Raw genomic sequence first — 15467 nt, forward strand, 5'->3', positions numbered from 1 at the left:
TGCCTCCCTGCGGCCAGCGCCTGCCGCCCCCGAATGACAGTCAAGAACAAGAAGCCTTCCGCGCGCAAGCGCAGTTCCTCCCCCGCCTCCAAGAAGAAAGCCTCCGGCCGCAGCGGACTGTGGCGCTCCGTGATCGCCGCCGTGGTGGCGGCAGCGGGCACCTTCCAGATCGCCAGCTGCAGCCTGGACCCGAACTGGCATCCCAAGCTGCTCGAGCCGCCCCTGCTGTCCACCCTGCCCATCCCCGGGCTGGAGCACCTGCGCAAGCAGCCGGAGACAGGTTCGGGCACGGCCTCCGGTGGTGGCAGCCCGCCTGCCGGCAGCCTGGCCACGGGCTTTTCGCACTGCCGCGATTTCTTCCCCGGTGGCGAGCCCCCTGCCCTGCAGGTCCAGCCCCTTCAGCGCGAGCTGTGCTTCAGCGCCTTCGCCGTGCTGCACAGCGGACAGACCAAGACGCCCGTCTTCGTGGTGGAGCGCCTGAACCGCCAGTTGCTGGAGCAGGGCCAGGGCCTCAAGCGCAGCGACAAGTTCTATGCCGATGCCCGCCTGCCCCGCGCCGAGCGTGCCGAACTGGACGACTACCGCCGCTCCGGCTACTCGCGCGGCCACATGGCGCCGGCCGGCGACATGTACTCGCCCGAGGCCATGGCCCAGAGCTTCAGCCTGGCCAACATGGTTCCCCAGGACCAGACCCACAACGGCGGCGTCTGGAGCAAGGTCGAGCAGGACACGCGCCGCTACGCCCAGCGCGCCAAGGGCGATGTCTACGTCTTCACCGGGCCGGTGTTCGACGGCCAGCCGCTGACCATCGGGCCGGGCAAGGTCCATGTGCCCAGCCATATCTTCAAGCTGGTCTACGACGCGAGCACGGGGCGTGCCTGGGCGCACTGGCAGGCCAATAGCCCGGATACGCGGATGAGTGCGCCCATCAGTTATGAGGAGTTCACTCGGAGGACGGGGATGCCGTTGTTGGCGGGGGTGATGAGGGGGCGGGGTTAGCGTTTCGCGCTGGTTGCTGGCGTGGGGTGGGGGTCCTGTTTTTGACCCTGCCGGGGGGTTGTTTTTCGAGGCCGGGTCTCGGCCCGGCGGCCGACCTACTTTCCTTTGTTTCGCCACCGGTACGCCGGCCGAAGGAAAGTAGGCAAAGCAAAGGCGACCCGAATGTCCGCGACCCTCCGCTTCGCTGCGGGCAACCTGCGTCGTGGCGGTTGCGGGGGGTGGAGAAGTGGCGCGCTGCGCGCTGCTGGCGCTGCGGCTCAGAGGGTTACTGTGCGCCGGTCCAGAACCTTGTCTATCAGGCCCCATTCGCGGGCTTCTTCTGCGGTCATGAAGCGGTCGCGGTCCAGGTCGCGTTCCACCTCTTCGTAGCTGCGGCCGCAGTGCTGGGCGTACAGGCGTGTCACGCGATCCTTGGTGCGCAGCATTTCCTCGGCATGGATGCGGATGTCCGAGGCCTGGCCCTGCACGCCGCCCAGCGGCTGGTGCACGTGCAGGCTGGCGTTGGGCAGGGCCATGCGGTGGCCGGGCTCGCCGGCCATGAGCAGGAAGGAGCCCATGGAGCGCGCCGTGCCCATGCACAGCGTGTGCACGGGTGACTTGATGAATTGCATGGTGTCGTACATGGCCAGCCCGCTGGTGATCACCCCGCCCGGCGAGTTGATGTAGAGGTGAATGGGCTTGTCCGGGTTCTCCGCCTCCAGGAACAACAGTTGCGCGCAGACCAGGGCAGAGACCGCGTCGTTGACCTCGCCGTTGAGAAAGATCACGCGGTCGCGCAGCAGGCGCGAGTAGATGTCGAAGGACCGCTCTCCGCGCGCCGACTGTTCGACAACCATGGGGACGAGCATCATCGATTCGCGCATGGGCGAACTCCTGTGTGTGGTGGTGAAAAAAGAAAGGGCTGCGGCCCTGCGCCGCGTGCCCCGTTGCCCGGGCAGGGTTTCAGGTCGCGTACATCAGGAAGCCGCCGTCGTTGGCCGCCTCCCTGGCCGGCTGCACCCGCGCATCGGTCAGCACATGGACGATGCGCAGCAGCGTGCCGCCATCGGCGCCGGGGCTGATCTGCAGGTCCACCGTGCTTTCAAGAAAGGGAGGCTCCGCCTCGCGCAGCCGCAGGCGCAGTTCCTGCTGCGGCACCTGCCGCAAAGGCTCGGCATGCTCGGTGCCCGGCAGCCACTGCGCGCGCAGCTCGGGAATGCTCAGGGCGCGCCAGACCTTCTCGGGCGGAGCGTCCAGCGCGTACTCCTGCACCAGCTCGCGGGCCGCATCGTCGGTGTCCATATCGCTCATCTTGTTCATTGGTCCATGTCCTTGAGCAGGCCCTTGAGTGCATCCACGCGCTGCGGCCAGTAGGCGCGGTACTTCGCCAGCCAGCCCGCAATCTGCGCCAGCCCTTCGGGATCGACCTCGTAATGCATGAAGCGCCCCTGGCGCTGCTCGCTCACCAGCCCCGCGTTGCGCAGCACGGCCAGATGCTGGGACATGGCCGACTGGCTGATGTCCATCCCCTCGCGCAGCGCGCTGGCATGCATGCTGCCAGCGGCCAGCTTCTCGAAGATGGAGCGGCGCGTAGGGTCGGCCAGGGCCTTGAAGATGTCGTTCTCGGGCATGGCGACACTTTAGCAACCACTTATTTCAAACGCAAGCCCCGCACGCCAATCCCGCCGCCACGCCCTCATCCGCAAACCGCTTGGCCGCCTTGAGCAGATAGCTCACGGCATAGAGGATGGGGTCGTCGGCCTCGTCGCCATTCAGATGGTCCACCACCTCGATGGCATAGCCCAGGTCCACCGCCGTGTCGTGCAGCAGGCCCAGCAGTTCCTTGTCCTCAGGCTCCAGCGACTGCGCCTGATCGGCCTTCACGTAGTAGATGCGCAGCAGATCGCGGCACACGCAATTGATGGCCGTGACCTTGTGGCGAGCGTGCAGGTCCAGCACATCCAGCGCGGCGCCCATGTGCAGAACGGCGTCGATGGCGAGGTCGTCGAGCCGAGGCGCGGCAGAAGCAGCCGTTGAGGGATCGGGATGATGAGGCATCCTGCGATGCTCGTTGAATCGGCGAGGGGCGTCTCTACGGAATTCGTAGAACGGAAGCCGAGCCAGGATGGTTGTCTTCGGCTTGGATACGACGATGGCGGCCACCCGTGGAAAAGTCTCACCGGATTGCGCAAATCCTCGGAGTGCCGACTGCCTACTTTTACTGCGAGGACGATGATCTTGCCGAAGTGATCCTGGCGTGGAGCAAGCTTGCTCGCGGCGGTCGGGCGCAGGCGAAAAAGCTGTGTTGGGGTTGGTGGCTGGGCGGCAGGGGCGAACCAACTGCAGCCCCGATGACGGCATGTTGGCAGGATTAAGCGGCAAGAGATCACTGACTGCGTATCGATATCGCCATGGGAGGCTGTTCTTCTCGGATGACGGCAAACGGCCAGAAGCAGCCGGTCAGCCCTCAGCCCTCAGCCCTCAGCCCTCAGCCCTCAGCCCTCAGCCCTCAGCCCTCAGCCCTCAGCCCTCAGCCCGAGTATCCTAAGACCCATATGTTCGAAGTGACGCCAGAGATTCTAGCCACCGCCCGCTCAGAGCTAACAGCAGGTCGGCCCTCAGTCGCCTTACGAGCTATCGCACGGCGCTTTCAGCTTGAACGCACTGATGTTGCATGGGTTGCGGTAGACATATTTCAGGACATTGCAACACCCGAAGTCCAAGCCATTTGGCACTGGGATATGGCGGGAGACGGCAAGGGTCATACAGGCGAAGAAATTGACAGTCTGCTCGACCACCTTGTCGTCAAGTAACAATAGGCACGCTTGCAAAGTACAACACCATCTCCGGGCACCATGAGTACAGATCTCCTCTTTGTTGCATTCGTTGCTGTAGTGCTCTTCGGGGTCTTCGTCTGGGACCGTAGCAATCACCGGAAAGCAAGGAGAATTAGCTCCTCCTGGAATTGCTTTCGGTGCGGCGCGAACTTGGATTCTATGCAATCCGTGTTTATTCGTGTAGCTGGAGGCCCCGGTTCAGCCACTTCAGCACGTGTATGCCAAAGTTGTGCAAAGCGTGATTCGCGCATCTGGTGGGCAGGCATAGCGCTTGTCACCATCCTCCTTATAGCGACCGGTGTTTTGTTGGCATGGTCAGGAGGCCTTTGAGTGCGCTTCCTGCATTGTGCCGAAGCGACCGCAGAATCGGTGTGTCCCTGTTCATGCCTCTGGTCGGTCGAGTTCTACCACAACCAGCCATTTACCCTGGCAGGGTAAAATCGGGCCTGCAGCGGACGCCTGCTCTTAGCCTCCAGCTAGAAAATTGCTATCAAATAAAGAAAACCGGGGAAATATGCGACGTAGCTTGTACACGCTAGCCTTTCTGTGCCTTTTTACGGTGGTAACCAGCGTCAGTGCTGAAGTTGTCGAGCTTCAGAACGTGAAGATTGACGTACCCACCAGCTGGACCGCGATGCCTTCCGCCAGTCCTCGCTCAATTCGACTCAGAGGACCAGATGGCAAGATTGAGATTACCGTTGTCGTTCACAGCCATGGCGCGTCGTCGGATGGTGATATCGAGCAACTTGCCAAGCGCCTTTCGGACGCCGAAACACAAGCTTTCGCAAGGACTGCACGGGAAAGCGGACTGTCAGTTTCACATCAGACTGCGAACGTCGGCAAGGAAGCCAGCCGTTGGCAACTGAAAAGCTCGCGCGGTCTGAGTAACGGCATGGAGCTTCGTGGGATTACTATCTTTGAAGCGGGTCGCGCTATCTCCATCGGTGCCGAATCAAAAAGCGCAGGACAATCCGAATTGGACAGTGCAGTTCGGCTTGTAGCGAGCCGGGTTGGCGTTTGAGCGATAGCTCGGCGACGCCGAAAAGCAACGCAAACCCCTCGGTTGAATAGCGGCTTCCAAGAACCTCGGACAGCTGCCGTGGGTCGGCAAGCGACAGTCGCAGGTCAGCGAGAAGCGCACCTTCGCGACTGCCTCCCATTTTCCCCTTAGCCTCCACAAATACGATGATGAGCTCGGACCCCGATAGCAGCGATGCGGTGCGACTCGACGCGATGTCGCTTGGAATTCTTCGAGAAAAAGAGACCAGTGAGTACGTCGACTACGTATTTTTCGCCGACGTCTGGGGCGATGACCCCCGTAGAAAAGGGCGCCTCATGCTCACCGGCCAACAACGCGGACTTTTTCGCATTGACAAGGTCTCCTCGCGAGCCAGCTTGTTGAGGCCGATGGTCGGCGATGAGGGAGGTAAGCGCTTCCAGCGGGCAGCGCACACGGTGACAAGCGAGCACCTGCGAACGGGAAGCTTTCCTGAGGCATCGCAGTATGCAAGTGGCTGATTCAGGTCTAGAGCTTCAAAACGGCCACAACCGGTCGCCTGCCGCACAGGCAAAATCTCCCCTTCAAACTGACATTTGACGCGGGTATTGGACCTCGTGAAGCACACCACCTATTTCCAGATTGAGCCATCAGCAGTTGCGCTGGCCACCTTCCCATCAGTACTCGTGGCGACTGAGGCGGACATTCTTCTGCAGCCCGTGCTGACAAGCAGGAGCTGGGCCGACAGGTCGGCCTGGTGCCAAGAGACGGTTGCCATGACGGTGAAACTGCTCTACCTTGCGCGCGTTCGTGAGTACGAGTTCCTGTCCTCTTCTCCCGACGCCCGCCGCGTCCTCGGTTCCGACGACATCACCACTCAGGTGTTTGACCGCTGGTGGACTATTCGCGAGATGCCCTGGGAAGAGCCTTCTGAGCATTGGGAATGCTACTTGGCCGCGGTCTCGAAGAAAGTTGAGGCGACGGGCCGCATTGCCGTCGACGATTTGCTCCACGCCATCTTGGAGCGCCAAGCGACCGGGCGGCGGATTTGAGGTGGCCAGTCAACAAGCGTCCATCACTGATGCAACCAAGATCCAGGGCTGTGCAGTGAACATCGTCAACCGGCCAAGAGCGGACATTGCTTCTATCCGATAGTCAAATCTAAAGCCGAATTTGCAACGTCGATTGAAAGTCGCAAAGGCTGGATATGGGTGTGTGGACAAAGTGTCAAGCTAACGGGCACCGAGCTTGGACACAATGGCGCCTCAGACGCCTTCTCGCCTGTCTACACCCCCCTCATGTCTTCCAACATCCTGACCTTTACCTGCATCGGCGCTGATGCCCTTATGCTCTCCGCGCTGCACGGTCACCTCCAGACCGCAGTCGGCCAGTTCGCCGACCAGTGGCCCGCGCCGCTGCAAGCTTGCTTCGACGACTGGGAGAAGCCCTTCGTGACCAGTACGTCGCTGCGGGGCGAGACGCTGCGCTTCGTGATTGACACCTCATCCGGTGACGAATTGGAGAAGGCGCATATCCAGGCACTGCACGACGCCGGCGCGACGCACATCCGAGTGCGCATCTGGTACGGGCAGGTCGGCGAAACGCGAACGCTGCATTACCAAGGCGGCAAAAAGGTTGCTGCCAAGGCCTTCCCGGCGCCGATGCTGACTGAGGAGGAGGAGCTGCTGGAGCTGCTGCTGGACGGCAAGGAGGCTGCCTTCGCCAAGGCCATCAAGGCCGGCGCACCGAAGAATGCCGTGGTCGATGGCACGCCGCTTCTGGTGCATGCGGCCAAGGCCCGGCTAGGCAAGGCGGTGTCGGCGCTGCTGGACGCGAACGTCGACCTAATCGCCTGCCTGGCCTGGGTCGACGAGGTCGCAGAGGTTGTGCAGAGCTACGGCGGCAAGAACACTCCGGCACTGCTGCGCACGCTCGTGCAGGCGCCACAGGCCGACCCCGTGGCGCTGTGGCGCTCGGAGTGTGTGCTGCGCGCGCTCTGCGAACATCCCGAACTGCTGGCCTTGCTGGCCTCTCGCGAGGGCGTGGACGTCAACGCGCAGATCCGCTGGGCCCTGCACCCGGAGCAGGTGAGGGGCAGCCTTCTCTTCAACAGTGTGAGTTTCTTTAAGGACCGGCTGGACGTGCTGGCCGTGCTGGAGACACTGGGCGCGCGCTCCGTTGCGCCGCCGGCCATGAGCGATCAGCGCCGCCTGGAGCGCCTGTACTGGCAGGAGCGCGACGCAGGAACCGTTGCCGAGCTGGTCGCCGCGGGGGTGAATCTGGACACCCCGCTGTGGGATGACCGCCCCACCTCCCTGCTGCGTAACGTCATGCGCCACCCGACGATGGGTTGCCAGCCGCTGACCCTGGCCAATGAGTTGCTCACCAACGGTGCCAGCGCCGCGTTCTGGATGGAGCCCGATGCGTTTCAGCGCGAGGTGTTAGTTGGCATTTTCGACGCCAAGGAGCGGGCGCTCATGGCCGACGTCCCACTGAACGGCGACCGACACTTCGTCCCGGCGCGCGATGGTCAGTTGATCTTGGATTTCTTGGCCGGGCTGCTTGCCCAGGGGTTAGACGCCAACATGCCTGTGCGCCTGTGCTTGCACAAATTGACGGGCAGCGGCATTGACGCTGACTTCCGCTACAAGCGTCTGTACTGGCGCGGCTCGCTGCTCGGTGCCGTCGCGCTGCTGCTGTGCGGTCGCGGCAGCGAGATGCGCCCGATCTGCCTACCGCTGGCGGCGCTGCTGCTGAGCTACGGCGCAGCCCCCGATGACGCAGGCGATCTGGTGGATAGCACAAAAGGCGAGATCTACTGGGACATCTTGCTGCGGGGCGACTGGAGCCGCGAGGCGTGGGACAGCCATCCCCCGACCGGCACGGTGGTTGAACGACTTCGCCATCGACAGAACCAAGTGCCGGACGAGGTCGACGCAGAACTCATCGCGATTTTGGAGAAGCGCGGCCGGTAGTAGGCCAGCCGACCGCTCGCCAGCCAACGTTTGCAAGAGCCTTCAGGCTTGCATTGAGTTACGCCGATGCGGCCGCAGGTCTTCGAAACTGGGGTGCTCTGGACGACCGCTTTTGAATTTGCTTCGAAGACCGCAATGGGTCGCCAGCCGACTGCTGGCCGGCAGCTTCAGGCTGGTTGCTATCTGTTAGCCCCACGGCAGACGTCTTGCCATCCATGCCGTCAACACCCAGCTTCCCTTCTTCTCGCACATGCCGGCAATGGCCCAGCAAGCCCCTGTTCTTTCTCAGTGACCAGCGTGCCGCGCCCAGGTCCTGAGAGCGCCAAAACTAAAATGCCGCCATGACTGTACCCTCGGCTTCCCCCCATTCCTTCGACAAACTTGCGCTTTCGCCTGCGACGCTCGCCAATCTTGAGCGGCTCGGCTACCTTGAAATGACGGCGATTCAGCTCGCCAGCCTGCCCCCTGCGCTTGAAGGCAAGGATGTGATCGCCCAGGCGAAGACCGGCAGCGGCAAGACCGCAGCCTTTGCCCTGGCGCTGCTGGCCAAGCTGGATACGCGCAATTTCTCGGTGCAAGGCCTGGTGCTCTGCCCCACCCGCGAGCTGGCCGATCAGGTGACGACCGAGATTCGCCGCCTGGCGCGTGCGGAAGACAACGTCAAGGTGGTGACCCTGTCCGGCGGCGTTCCGCTGCGCGGCCAGAACGCGAGCCTTGAGAACGGCGCGCACGTGATCGTGGGCACGCCCGGCCGTGTGATCGATCACCTGGACCGGGGCAATCTGAACCTTGATTCGCTGAACACCTTGGTGCTCGACGAAGCGGATCGCATGCTCGACATGGGTTTCGTCGATGACATCGCCAAGGTCGCCAAGCAGTGCCCCCCGCAGCGCCAGACCTTGCTGTTCTCCGCAACCTACCCTGAAGGCATCGCCAAGCTGGCCGCGCGATTCATGCGTGACCCGGTCACGGTCAAGGTCGCCGCGCAGCACAGCGGCGAGCAGATCGAGCAGCGCTGGTACGAGGTGGACAAGGAAGAGCGGCTGCCTGCGGTGGCTCGCCTGCTGGAGCATTTCCGGCCCGAGAGCACACTGGCCTTCTGCAATACCAAGGCGCGCTGCCGGGCCCTTGCCGAGCTGCTGCAGGCCCAGGGCTACAGCGCGCTGGAGCTGCACGGCGATCTGGAGCAGCGTGACCGTGACCAGGTGCTGGTGCGCTTCGTGAACGGCAGTTGCTCCGTGCTGGTCGCCACCGATGTGGCGGCTCGCGGGCTGGATGTGACCAACCTGGGCGCCGTCATCAACGTGGACATCACGCCCGACCCTGAAGTGCACGTGCACCGCATCGGCCGCACAGGCCGCGCCGGCCAGAAAGGCCTGGCCCTGAGTCTTGCGACGATGGACGAAATGGGCGCGGTCGGAAACATCGAGCAGATGCAGGGCAGCCCATCCGTCTGGTACCCGCTGGACGAGCTGACGCCGACTCCCGGCGGCCGGCTCCTGCCATCCAAGGCCACCATCCACATCAATGCCAGCCGCAAGGACAAGATCCGCCCGGGCGATGTGCTGGGCGCGCTCACCGCAGACCTGGGCTACACCCGCGAGCAAGTGGGCAAGATCGACATCAACGAGTTCGCAACCTATGTGGCCGTGGACCGCAAGATTGCGCATGACGTCGTTGCCCGGCTCAATAGCGGAAAGATCAAGGGGCGAACGGTGAAGGCGCGCTTGCTCAAGGATTGAGCGGTTGCAGGCGCCGAGGCACGAACGACCACAACGGGTCGTTTCGCGCCAGCCACTGCCCATTCTTGTTTCGTTGGGATCAACGCCCAACGATGGTCCTGGCTGCTCACCGGGTCCGTCGGCCGCGCCCTCGCCTTGAAAGGTCTGGAAAGACCGGGCCTGTCATGACTGCGCGGCAGGGTTGGCCGCTTCGGCTTTTTCTGCGGGCGGCTGCAGCCCTTCGGCCAGCGCCGCGCCCAGCGCGTCGATCACTGCCCGCACGCCCGGCACGTTGCGGCGGTCGCGGTGATAGGCCAGGTACACCGGGCAGGACGGCAGTGGCGCGTCCACCTCCAGCCGTGCCAGGCCGGGCACGGCATGGGCCATGGCGTCGGGCAGCAGGCAGATGCCCTGGCCTTGCTCCGTGGCCTCCTGGCGGGCCAGGTCGGAGGCGGATCGAAAGACGAACCGGGTGGCGCCCCGGCTGGCCAGCCACAGGTTGGAGGCGTCCTGCCGGCCGGTGGCCAGGTCCTGTCCCACGAAGTCGTGGCTGGCGAAGTCCTGCACGCGCAGGCGGCGACCCGGCAGGCGCTGCTCGACATAGCCGTGCGAGGCGTACAGGCCAAACGTCAGTTGCCCCGCCCATTTCTCCACCACCACGGCCGAGCTGGAGCGCCCGACCCGGAGCGCGACGTCCACTTCGCGCCGCCCGACATCCGTGAAGCGCGACTCCACGGCCACTTCGATATGCAGCCCGGGGTGCGCGCTTCTCAACTGCGAGAGCACGGCGGTCACCGGCTTCACGAAGCCTTCGCCCATGCTGACGCGGATGGTGCCGGTCAGCGCATGGGCCTTCTCAGCGGGCCGGTCGTCGCGCTTGATGCCGCCCAGTCCCAGCTCGAATTGCTCGGCCAGCTCCACCAGTTCCATCGCATCGGGCTCGACCGTCGTCCCTGCGCTGCTGCGGTGTACCAGGGCGCGGCCCAGGGATTGCTCCAGCGCCTCGATGCGCCGCGCGACGGTGGAGGTGGACAGGCCCAGGGCAGCGCCTGCGGCCAGCAGGCTTTGGTGGCGGTGAAGCGCCAGGAGCACGCGCAGGTCATCCCAGGTGGTGGGCGGTTGGTTTTTCATGAATGCAAATCAGCTTACCAGCGCTGCCCATTCCCAGGCGGGCCCCCCGTCGCAATACTCGAGTGCATGAAAACCCCTTTTGATTTCTCCCAGAAAACCGTCCTGGTGACCGGCGCCTCCATGGGCATCGGTGAAGTATTCGCCAGGGAGCTTGCCCGCCGTGGCGCCAAAGTCGTGCTGATCGCGCGCAGCCGCGACAGGCTCGAGAAGCTCGCCCGCGAATTGCCCGGCGCCGAATTCCTGGTGGAGGACCTGGCCGCACCCGGGGCGGCCCGGCGGGTCTTCGAGGCCGTCAGCGCCAGGGGCCTGCTGCCGGACCTGCTGGTGAACAACGCCGGCTTCGGCACCCACGGCAGGTTTGATGAACTGGCGCTGGACATACAGCGGGAGGCCATCGATCTGAATGTGGGCGCCCTGGTGGAATTGACGCACCTGTGTCTCCCCGCACTGGAGCAGCGCCAGGGCGGCGTCATCAACATCGCCTCCACGGCAGCGTTTCAGCCGGTCCCGTACATGGCGGTCTACGCCGCGACCAAGGCCTTTGTCCTTTCGTTCAGCGAAGCGCTCTGGGCCGAGTACCGGCCGCGCGGCGTGCGCGTGCTGGCGTTGTGCCCGGGCGCTACCGACACGGCGTTCTTCGCCCGCGCCGGCGAGGCCGCATCCTTCGGGAAAAAAGCATCCAGCGAAGACGTGGTTCGCCGGGGGCTGAAAGCCTTCGACGACAACCGCGCCTCGGTGGTGCACGGCTGCGCCAACTACCTGACGGCCCTGGGCGGGCGCATTGTCACGCGCGAGTTCATGGCCCGGTTCACGGCGCGCGTGATGAGGCCTGCCGCGCAGCCGGCTTGAAGACGACTGGCAAGAGACAGCGATAGAAAAAAACCTGTCCCCTTCCCAACCCTAGCCCAGCACGAGCCTTGCTAGCCTTGGCACATGCTGATCTCCGAACTCGCCCGGCTCACGGGCGTCTCCATCCACGCGCTGCGGCACTACGAGCGCGCGGGCCTGCTCAAGCCCCGGCGCCTGCCCAATGGCTACCGCGACTATCCGCGCTCGGCCCGGCGCGAGGTGGTGTTCATCGCCATGTCCCGCGCGCTGGGGTTCGGGCTGCCGCGCATTGCCGAGAACCTGCGAGCCTGGCGTGCGGGGCGCATAGGCCCCGGTGACCTGGCCGATGCCGTGCAGCAGCGCGTACAGGAGATAGACGAACAGATCGCTGCGCTGCAGGCCCAGCGCGCCCAGGCCCTGGACCATGTGCAGTGGCTGCGCGCCCGCCAGGCCGAGCGGGATCTGGCGCAGACGGAACCGACCCCATCCAACGCACCCGACAAACCCGCCGCGCCCTGGCCGCGCGTGCGCCGTGCCGCTTCACCCACCACGAAGGAGACAAGCCATGACTGAGCCGACCACCCACCCCACCCCATCCACCCAGGCGCTGCAGAACGCCGTGCTGGCCATGCCCATGGCGCGCACCCTGGGCCTGCGCTTCGTGCGTGCCGAGCCCGGAGCCACCGAGCTGGAGATGCCCATTGCCGATGCCCTGTGCTTTCAGCCGGGCCAGTTGCAGGCCACGGCGGTCTTTGCACTGGGCGACTTTGCGGCGGTGTCGGCCGCAGGTTCACTGCTGCCTGCCGGCTGGGCCAATGCCACGGTGGACGGCAGCGTGAAGCTCTTCGCCCCCGCACGCGGCACCCACCTGCGGGCGCGCGGCCGCGTGGTGGATGCCGGCCGCGTGCTCAGCATCTGCGCAGCCGACCTGTTCGCGGTGGCCGAGGATGGTCATGAAACGCATTGCGCGACCTGGCTGGGCACGGCGCGCAATCTGGAGCCCAGGCCCGTGCGGGCCTGAGAACGTTCCCCCGCCTCCCCACCCCGTATGTCAGCGCCTGCATCGTGGCGGTTGCGGGGTTGCCGAAGGACAGATCACCTCGCCAAGGGCCACCACTGCTACAGGCTCTGCTTCAAGCCAATCTTCTCTTCGGATAGGGAATCTCGCCTGTTGCGGATAAGCAGGACCAACAGCGCACAGGACAGGAGAGAAGAAAATGAGAAAACATAATTGATCATGGAATAACTGGAGCCATGAAATCCCAATGACATCGGGGCAAAAAACACCAATGCGTAAACAACCCAAAAAATGATTCTTGACGACCAATAAAGACCTAGCCCGCCAGAAATTGCTGCCGCATAGAAAAACCCCACATCCGTAACTCCTTTGCACACCAAGGAAAGGAACCCCTCACCGACAATTTGATAACCATTGGCCATCGATATTTCATAGAACAGCATGAATACAAGCAATGCAACAACCGGAATAATGGCACAATAAATCATCAATGAAGAAGAATCTTTTATGAACTGAAATTGCACTGCCCATCTTCCACGATTTTTTGATATCTCCATCGCCAGAAGAGCACAGACTCCCATGGCAGGCAGCTCTGCCAACAGCAATATGGCAGAAGCTTGGGATTGAATTGCAGAATACATTGCACCCAGCCCTGCAACAGACATTGACAATATATAAATCAGATATTTTCCAAAGAAAGAATTGGCATAACCAGGAATCAAAACGGAAAATATTCTTCTGCCAGGCAATCCACGAAAATTGAATGAAAAACTGAATTGACAGTATTTCCGCATCAAAGCATATGCGGCAATGGAAAAAATGATGTCACTGAACAGATAGGCAAGAGCGACCGAGTCATCACTCATCCACTCATTCCTCCCAAGCAGCACCAGCACAACAATCACACAGGCTGCATGGAAAAAAACCTGCCACATTCTGAATTTCGCAACGATGGCAGTATGTGATCTTGACTCAAGAACGCAGCTACATACATTGATGATTCCGAAGAATGGAATACACAGAATTATCAATCTTGCCTGCGATACGACCCCATCCAACAGTTCCTCTGGCAAACCGGATATCAGGGTTTTCGAGATAACAGGAAGCCAATACACCAGAATAAAACAAACCCCGGTGTACAAGAGGACCAACCAGAATAGCAAACTGATGAGTGAATCGGATTGCCCCTTATCTTTGCTGGCAGCTATTTCCGAAAAGAAGATGGCGCCAATACTCGCCGGCAACACAAAGAAAAGTGAAGCAAAGGAGAGGGCGATGCTGAATTGGGCAACAAGAGCAGGGCTATGGAAACTAATGGCAAAAATGGTGACCATGGAGGCAAGCGGTGGTGCGGAGCGCCCAACTGCGAGGTCAAATACCCGCTTTGCATCAGCAGGCCTCATACCTATCCCTCCTCCGCAGAATCAAAACCCATGATATATGACCCGAATTCTTTGAAATGAAGATCCTGGGTTACGTTGAAGCTGCCATTCATTATTCATTGCCCGCCATCCCTGTCACTGCGGAATATGGACAAACATATCGGCGCAATCCTTGAGATACACTGGATGCAACAATAGAAAATCTCTTGAGCCGATATAAAAATCAATCATTCAATGCGAAAATGCATGACGCAATCGGACTGGTCTGAAAAGCGTGATGCGGGCATACGCTGCCCAAGCATCTGAATGAGATCTCGCAGTCTGCCGACCCTGTCTTTACATCGGCGACCTGTATGCACGCCACTGCGCTGTAGCGGTTGCAGCATTGCAGTCCTGCCGAAGGACAGGACTGCTCCCTTGTCTGACGCGGGTCCCAAACAGACCCGGCCAGTCAACTCACCCCCGCAGCTTCGCCCGCCGCGCCTTCACCGCCGCAGCCAGCTGCTGCAGCACAGGCACGGTCTGCTCCAGGCTGATGCAGGCATCGGTCACGGACACGCCATGCGCCAGCGGCTGGCCGTCCACGATGTCCTGCCGCCCTTCCTGCAGGTGGCTTTCGATCATCAACCCCGTGATGCGGGCATCGCCACCGGCGATCTGCTGGGCCACGTCGGCCGCCACGTCGATCTGGCGGCGGTGCTGCTTGCTGCTGTTGGCGTGGGAGACATCGATCATGACCTGCGGGCGCAGGCCTGCGCCTTCCAGCAGGGCGCAGGCGGCCTGCACATGCTCGGCGCCGTAGTTGGGCTGCTTGCCGCCGCGCAGGATGACGTGGCAGTCGCCATTGCCGCGGGTCTCGAAGATGGCGGACTGGCCCATCTTGGTCATGCCCATGAAGGCGTGGGGCGCGCTGGCCGCCTGGATGGCGTCGCTGGCCACCTTGACGCCGCCGTCCGTGCCGTTCTTGAAGCCCACAGGGCAGGACAGGCCGCTGGCCAGCTGGCGGTGGCTCTGGCTTTCCGTGGTGCGCGCGCCGATGGCGCCCCAGCTGACCAGGTCGCTGATGAATTGCGGCGACAGCAGGTCCAGGAATTCCGTGCCCACGGGCAGGCCCAGGGCCAGCACGTCCAGCAGCAGGGCGCGGGCCATTTCCAGGCCTTCGTTGATGGCGAAGCTGCCGTCCAGGTGCGGGTCGTTGATGTAGCCCTTCCAGCCTACGGTGGTGCGGGGCTTCTCGAAGTAGACGCGCATGACCACGAGCAGCTCGCCGGCCAGGGCGTCGGCCTGGGCCTTGAGCTGGCGCGCATAGTCCATGGCCTGGTCGTGGTCGTGGATGGAGCAGGGTCCGACGACGACGATGAGCCGGTCGTCCCGGCCCTGCAGTACGTCCGAGATGGCGGCGCGGCTGGTTTCCACCAGTTGCTGCGCGGCTTCGGGCGCGGGCAGCCATTCCTGCAGCAGGGCCGGGGTGATCAGGGGGCGCACGGCCTTGATGCGCAAGTCGTCGATGCGGGTGGTGTCGTGCGTGCTCAGGGGCACGGCACTGCGTTGTACGTGGGTGGGGGTGGTCATGGCGCTATTGTCGCGCCTTGAGGTTTCC

16 protein-coding genes are annotated in these 15467 nt (G+C 62.8%); 9 read left to right on the forward strand and 7 right to left on the reverse strand.

The genetic code is table 11. The features are described 5' to 3' along the window. Nucleotides 1-33 precede the first annotated feature (33 nt). Complete coding sequence (locus tag ACRSCF_RS23225) at nucleotides 34-999, forward strand: DNA/RNA non-specific endonuclease (protein WP_244386691.1); 966 nt, start codon at nucleotides 34-36, stop codon at nucleotides 997-999. Nucleotides 1000-1256: 257 nt separating this feature from the next. Here ACRSCF_RS23225 and ACRSCF_RS23230 read toward each other — a convergent pair whose 3' ends face one another. From ACRSCF_RS23230 to ACRSCF_RS23245, 4 genes are all read right to left on the reverse strand, one after another. Next, nucleotides 1257-1862 carry an ATP-dependent Clp protease proteolytic subunit gene (locus tag ACRSCF_RS23230; protein WP_034369490.1) on the reverse strand — a complete coding sequence of 202 codons (606 nt, stop codon included), beginning with the start codon at nucleotides 1860-1862 and terminating at the stop codon, nucleotides 1257-1259. 79 nt (nucleotides 1863-1941) lie between these two features. Beyond that, the gene (locus ACRSCF_RS23235) at nucleotides 1942-2298 is read right to left on the reverse strand and encodes an SRPBCC family protein (RefSeq protein ID WP_160853285.1); all 357 of its coding nucleotides are present in this window, start codon (nucleotides 2296-2298) and stop codon (nucleotides 1942-1944) included. Further along, entirely contained in the window at nucleotides 2295-2609 is a 315-nt protein-coding gene (locus ACRSCF_RS23240) for an ArsR/SmtB family transcription factor (protein WP_016454521.1), read from the reverse strand. Before ACRSCF_RS23240 ends, ACRSCF_RS23235 begins: the two co-directional genes overlap by 4 nt. A 25-nt stretch (nucleotides 2610-2634) precedes the next feature. Continuing rightward, the gene (locus ACRSCF_RS23245; RefSeq protein ID WP_052151792.1) at nucleotides 2635-3036 is read right to left on the reverse strand and encodes a hypothetical protein; all 402 of its coding nucleotides are present in this window, start codon (nucleotides 3034-3036) and stop codon (nucleotides 2635-2637) included. Nucleotides 3037-4341: 1305 nt separating this feature from the next. On the opposite strand from ACRSCF_RS23245, the gene ACRSCF_RS23250 reads away from it, so the two are divergent. The 5 genes from ACRSCF_RS23250 to dbpA all read left to right on the forward strand — a co-directional run bounded on the left by ACRSCF_RS23250 (nucleotide 4342) and on the right by dbpA (nucleotide 9529). Continuing rightward, the gene (locus tag ACRSCF_RS23250) at nucleotides 4342-4836 is read left to right on the forward strand and encodes a hypothetical protein (protein WP_158528306.1); all 495 of its coding nucleotides are present in this window, start codon (nucleotides 4342-4344) and stop codon (nucleotides 4834-4836) included. Nucleotides 4837-5003: 167 nt separating this feature from the next. After that, nucleotides 5004-5333 (forward strand): hypothetical protein, encoded by a 330-nt coding sequence (locus tag ACRSCF_RS23255; protein WP_158528305.1) that lies wholly within the window; start codon nucleotides 5004-5006, stop codon nucleotides 5331-5333. A 96-nt stretch (nucleotides 5334-5429) separates the two neighbouring features. Beyond that, on the forward strand, nucleotides 5430-5864 hold the full coding sequence (locus tag ACRSCF_RS23260; protein ID WP_156179906.1) for a hypothetical protein: 435 nt from the start codon (nucleotides 5430-5432) through the stop codon (nucleotides 5862-5864). Nucleotides 5865-6110: 246 nt separating this feature from the next. Further along, nucleotides 6111-7787 (forward strand): hypothetical protein, encoded by a 1677-nt coding sequence (locus tag ACRSCF_RS23265; protein WP_016450329.1) that lies wholly within the window; start codon nucleotides 6111-6113, stop codon nucleotides 7785-7787. A 341-nt stretch (nucleotides 7788-8128) separates the two neighbouring features. Further along, nucleotides 8129-9529, forward strand: coding sequence for an ATP-dependent RNA helicase DbpA (gene dbpA / locus ACRSCF_RS23270; RefSeq protein ID WP_244386693.1), 1401 nt, complete (start codon nucleotides 8129-8131; stop codon nucleotides 9527-9529). A gap of 162 nt (nucleotides 9530-9691) precedes the next feature. Here dbpA and ACRSCF_RS23275 read toward each other — a convergent pair whose 3' ends face one another. After that, complete coding sequence (locus tag ACRSCF_RS23275; protein WP_034367759.1) at nucleotides 9692-10639, reverse strand: LysR family transcriptional regulator; 948 nt, start codon at nucleotides 10637-10639, stop codon at nucleotides 9692-9694. 66 nt (nucleotides 10640-10705) lie between these two features. On the opposite strand from ACRSCF_RS23275, the gene ACRSCF_RS23280 reads away from it, so the two are divergent. From ACRSCF_RS23280 to ACRSCF_RS23290, 3 genes are all read left to right on the forward strand, one after another. Continuing rightward, complete coding sequence (locus tag ACRSCF_RS23280) at nucleotides 10706-11488, forward strand: SDR family NAD(P)-dependent oxidoreductase (RefSeq protein ID WP_244386702.1); 783 nt, start codon at nucleotides 10706-10708, stop codon at nucleotides 11486-11488. An 84-nt stretch (nucleotides 11489-11572) separates the two neighbouring features. Beyond that, nucleotides 11573-12040 carry a MerR family DNA-binding transcriptional regulator gene (locus ACRSCF_RS23285; protein WP_034367756.1) on the forward strand — a complete coding sequence of 156 codons (468 nt, stop codon included), beginning with the start codon at nucleotides 11573-11575 and terminating at the stop codon, nucleotides 12038-12040. Then, nucleotides 12033-12488, forward strand: coding sequence for a PaaI family thioesterase (locus tag ACRSCF_RS23290; protein WP_016450324.1), 456 nt, complete (start codon nucleotides 12033-12035; stop codon nucleotides 12486-12488). The genes ACRSCF_RS23285 and ACRSCF_RS23290 overlap by 8 nt, the downstream gene beginning before the upstream one ends. Before the next feature lie 98 nt (nucleotides 12489-12586). Here the strand turns inward: ACRSCF_RS23290 and ACRSCF_RS23295 are convergent, their stop codons facing one another. Together ACRSCF_RS23295 and ACRSCF_RS23300 are read right to left on the reverse strand one after the other, a co-directional pair. Continuing rightward, nucleotides 12587-13888: a multidrug transporter MatE gene (locus ACRSCF_RS23295; RefSeq protein WP_034367754.1), complete on the reverse strand. Its 1302-nt coding sequence runs from the start codon at nucleotides 13886-13888 to the stop codon at nucleotides 12587-12589. Between the two features lie 435 nt (nucleotides 13889-14323). After that, the gene (locus ACRSCF_RS23300) at nucleotides 14324-15439 is read right to left on the reverse strand and encodes a 3-deoxy-7-phosphoheptulonate synthase (RefSeq protein WP_016450323.1); all 1116 of its coding nucleotides are present in this window, start codon (nucleotides 15437-15439) and stop codon (nucleotides 14324-14326) included. Nucleotides 15440-15467 lie beyond the last annotated feature (28 nt).

It is taken from the genome of Delftia sp. 11MD, assembly GCF_050907895.1.
Classification (GTDB): Bacteria; Pseudomonadota; Gammaproteobacteria; order Burkholderiales; family Burkholderiaceae_C; genus Comamonas; species Comamonas tsuruhatensis.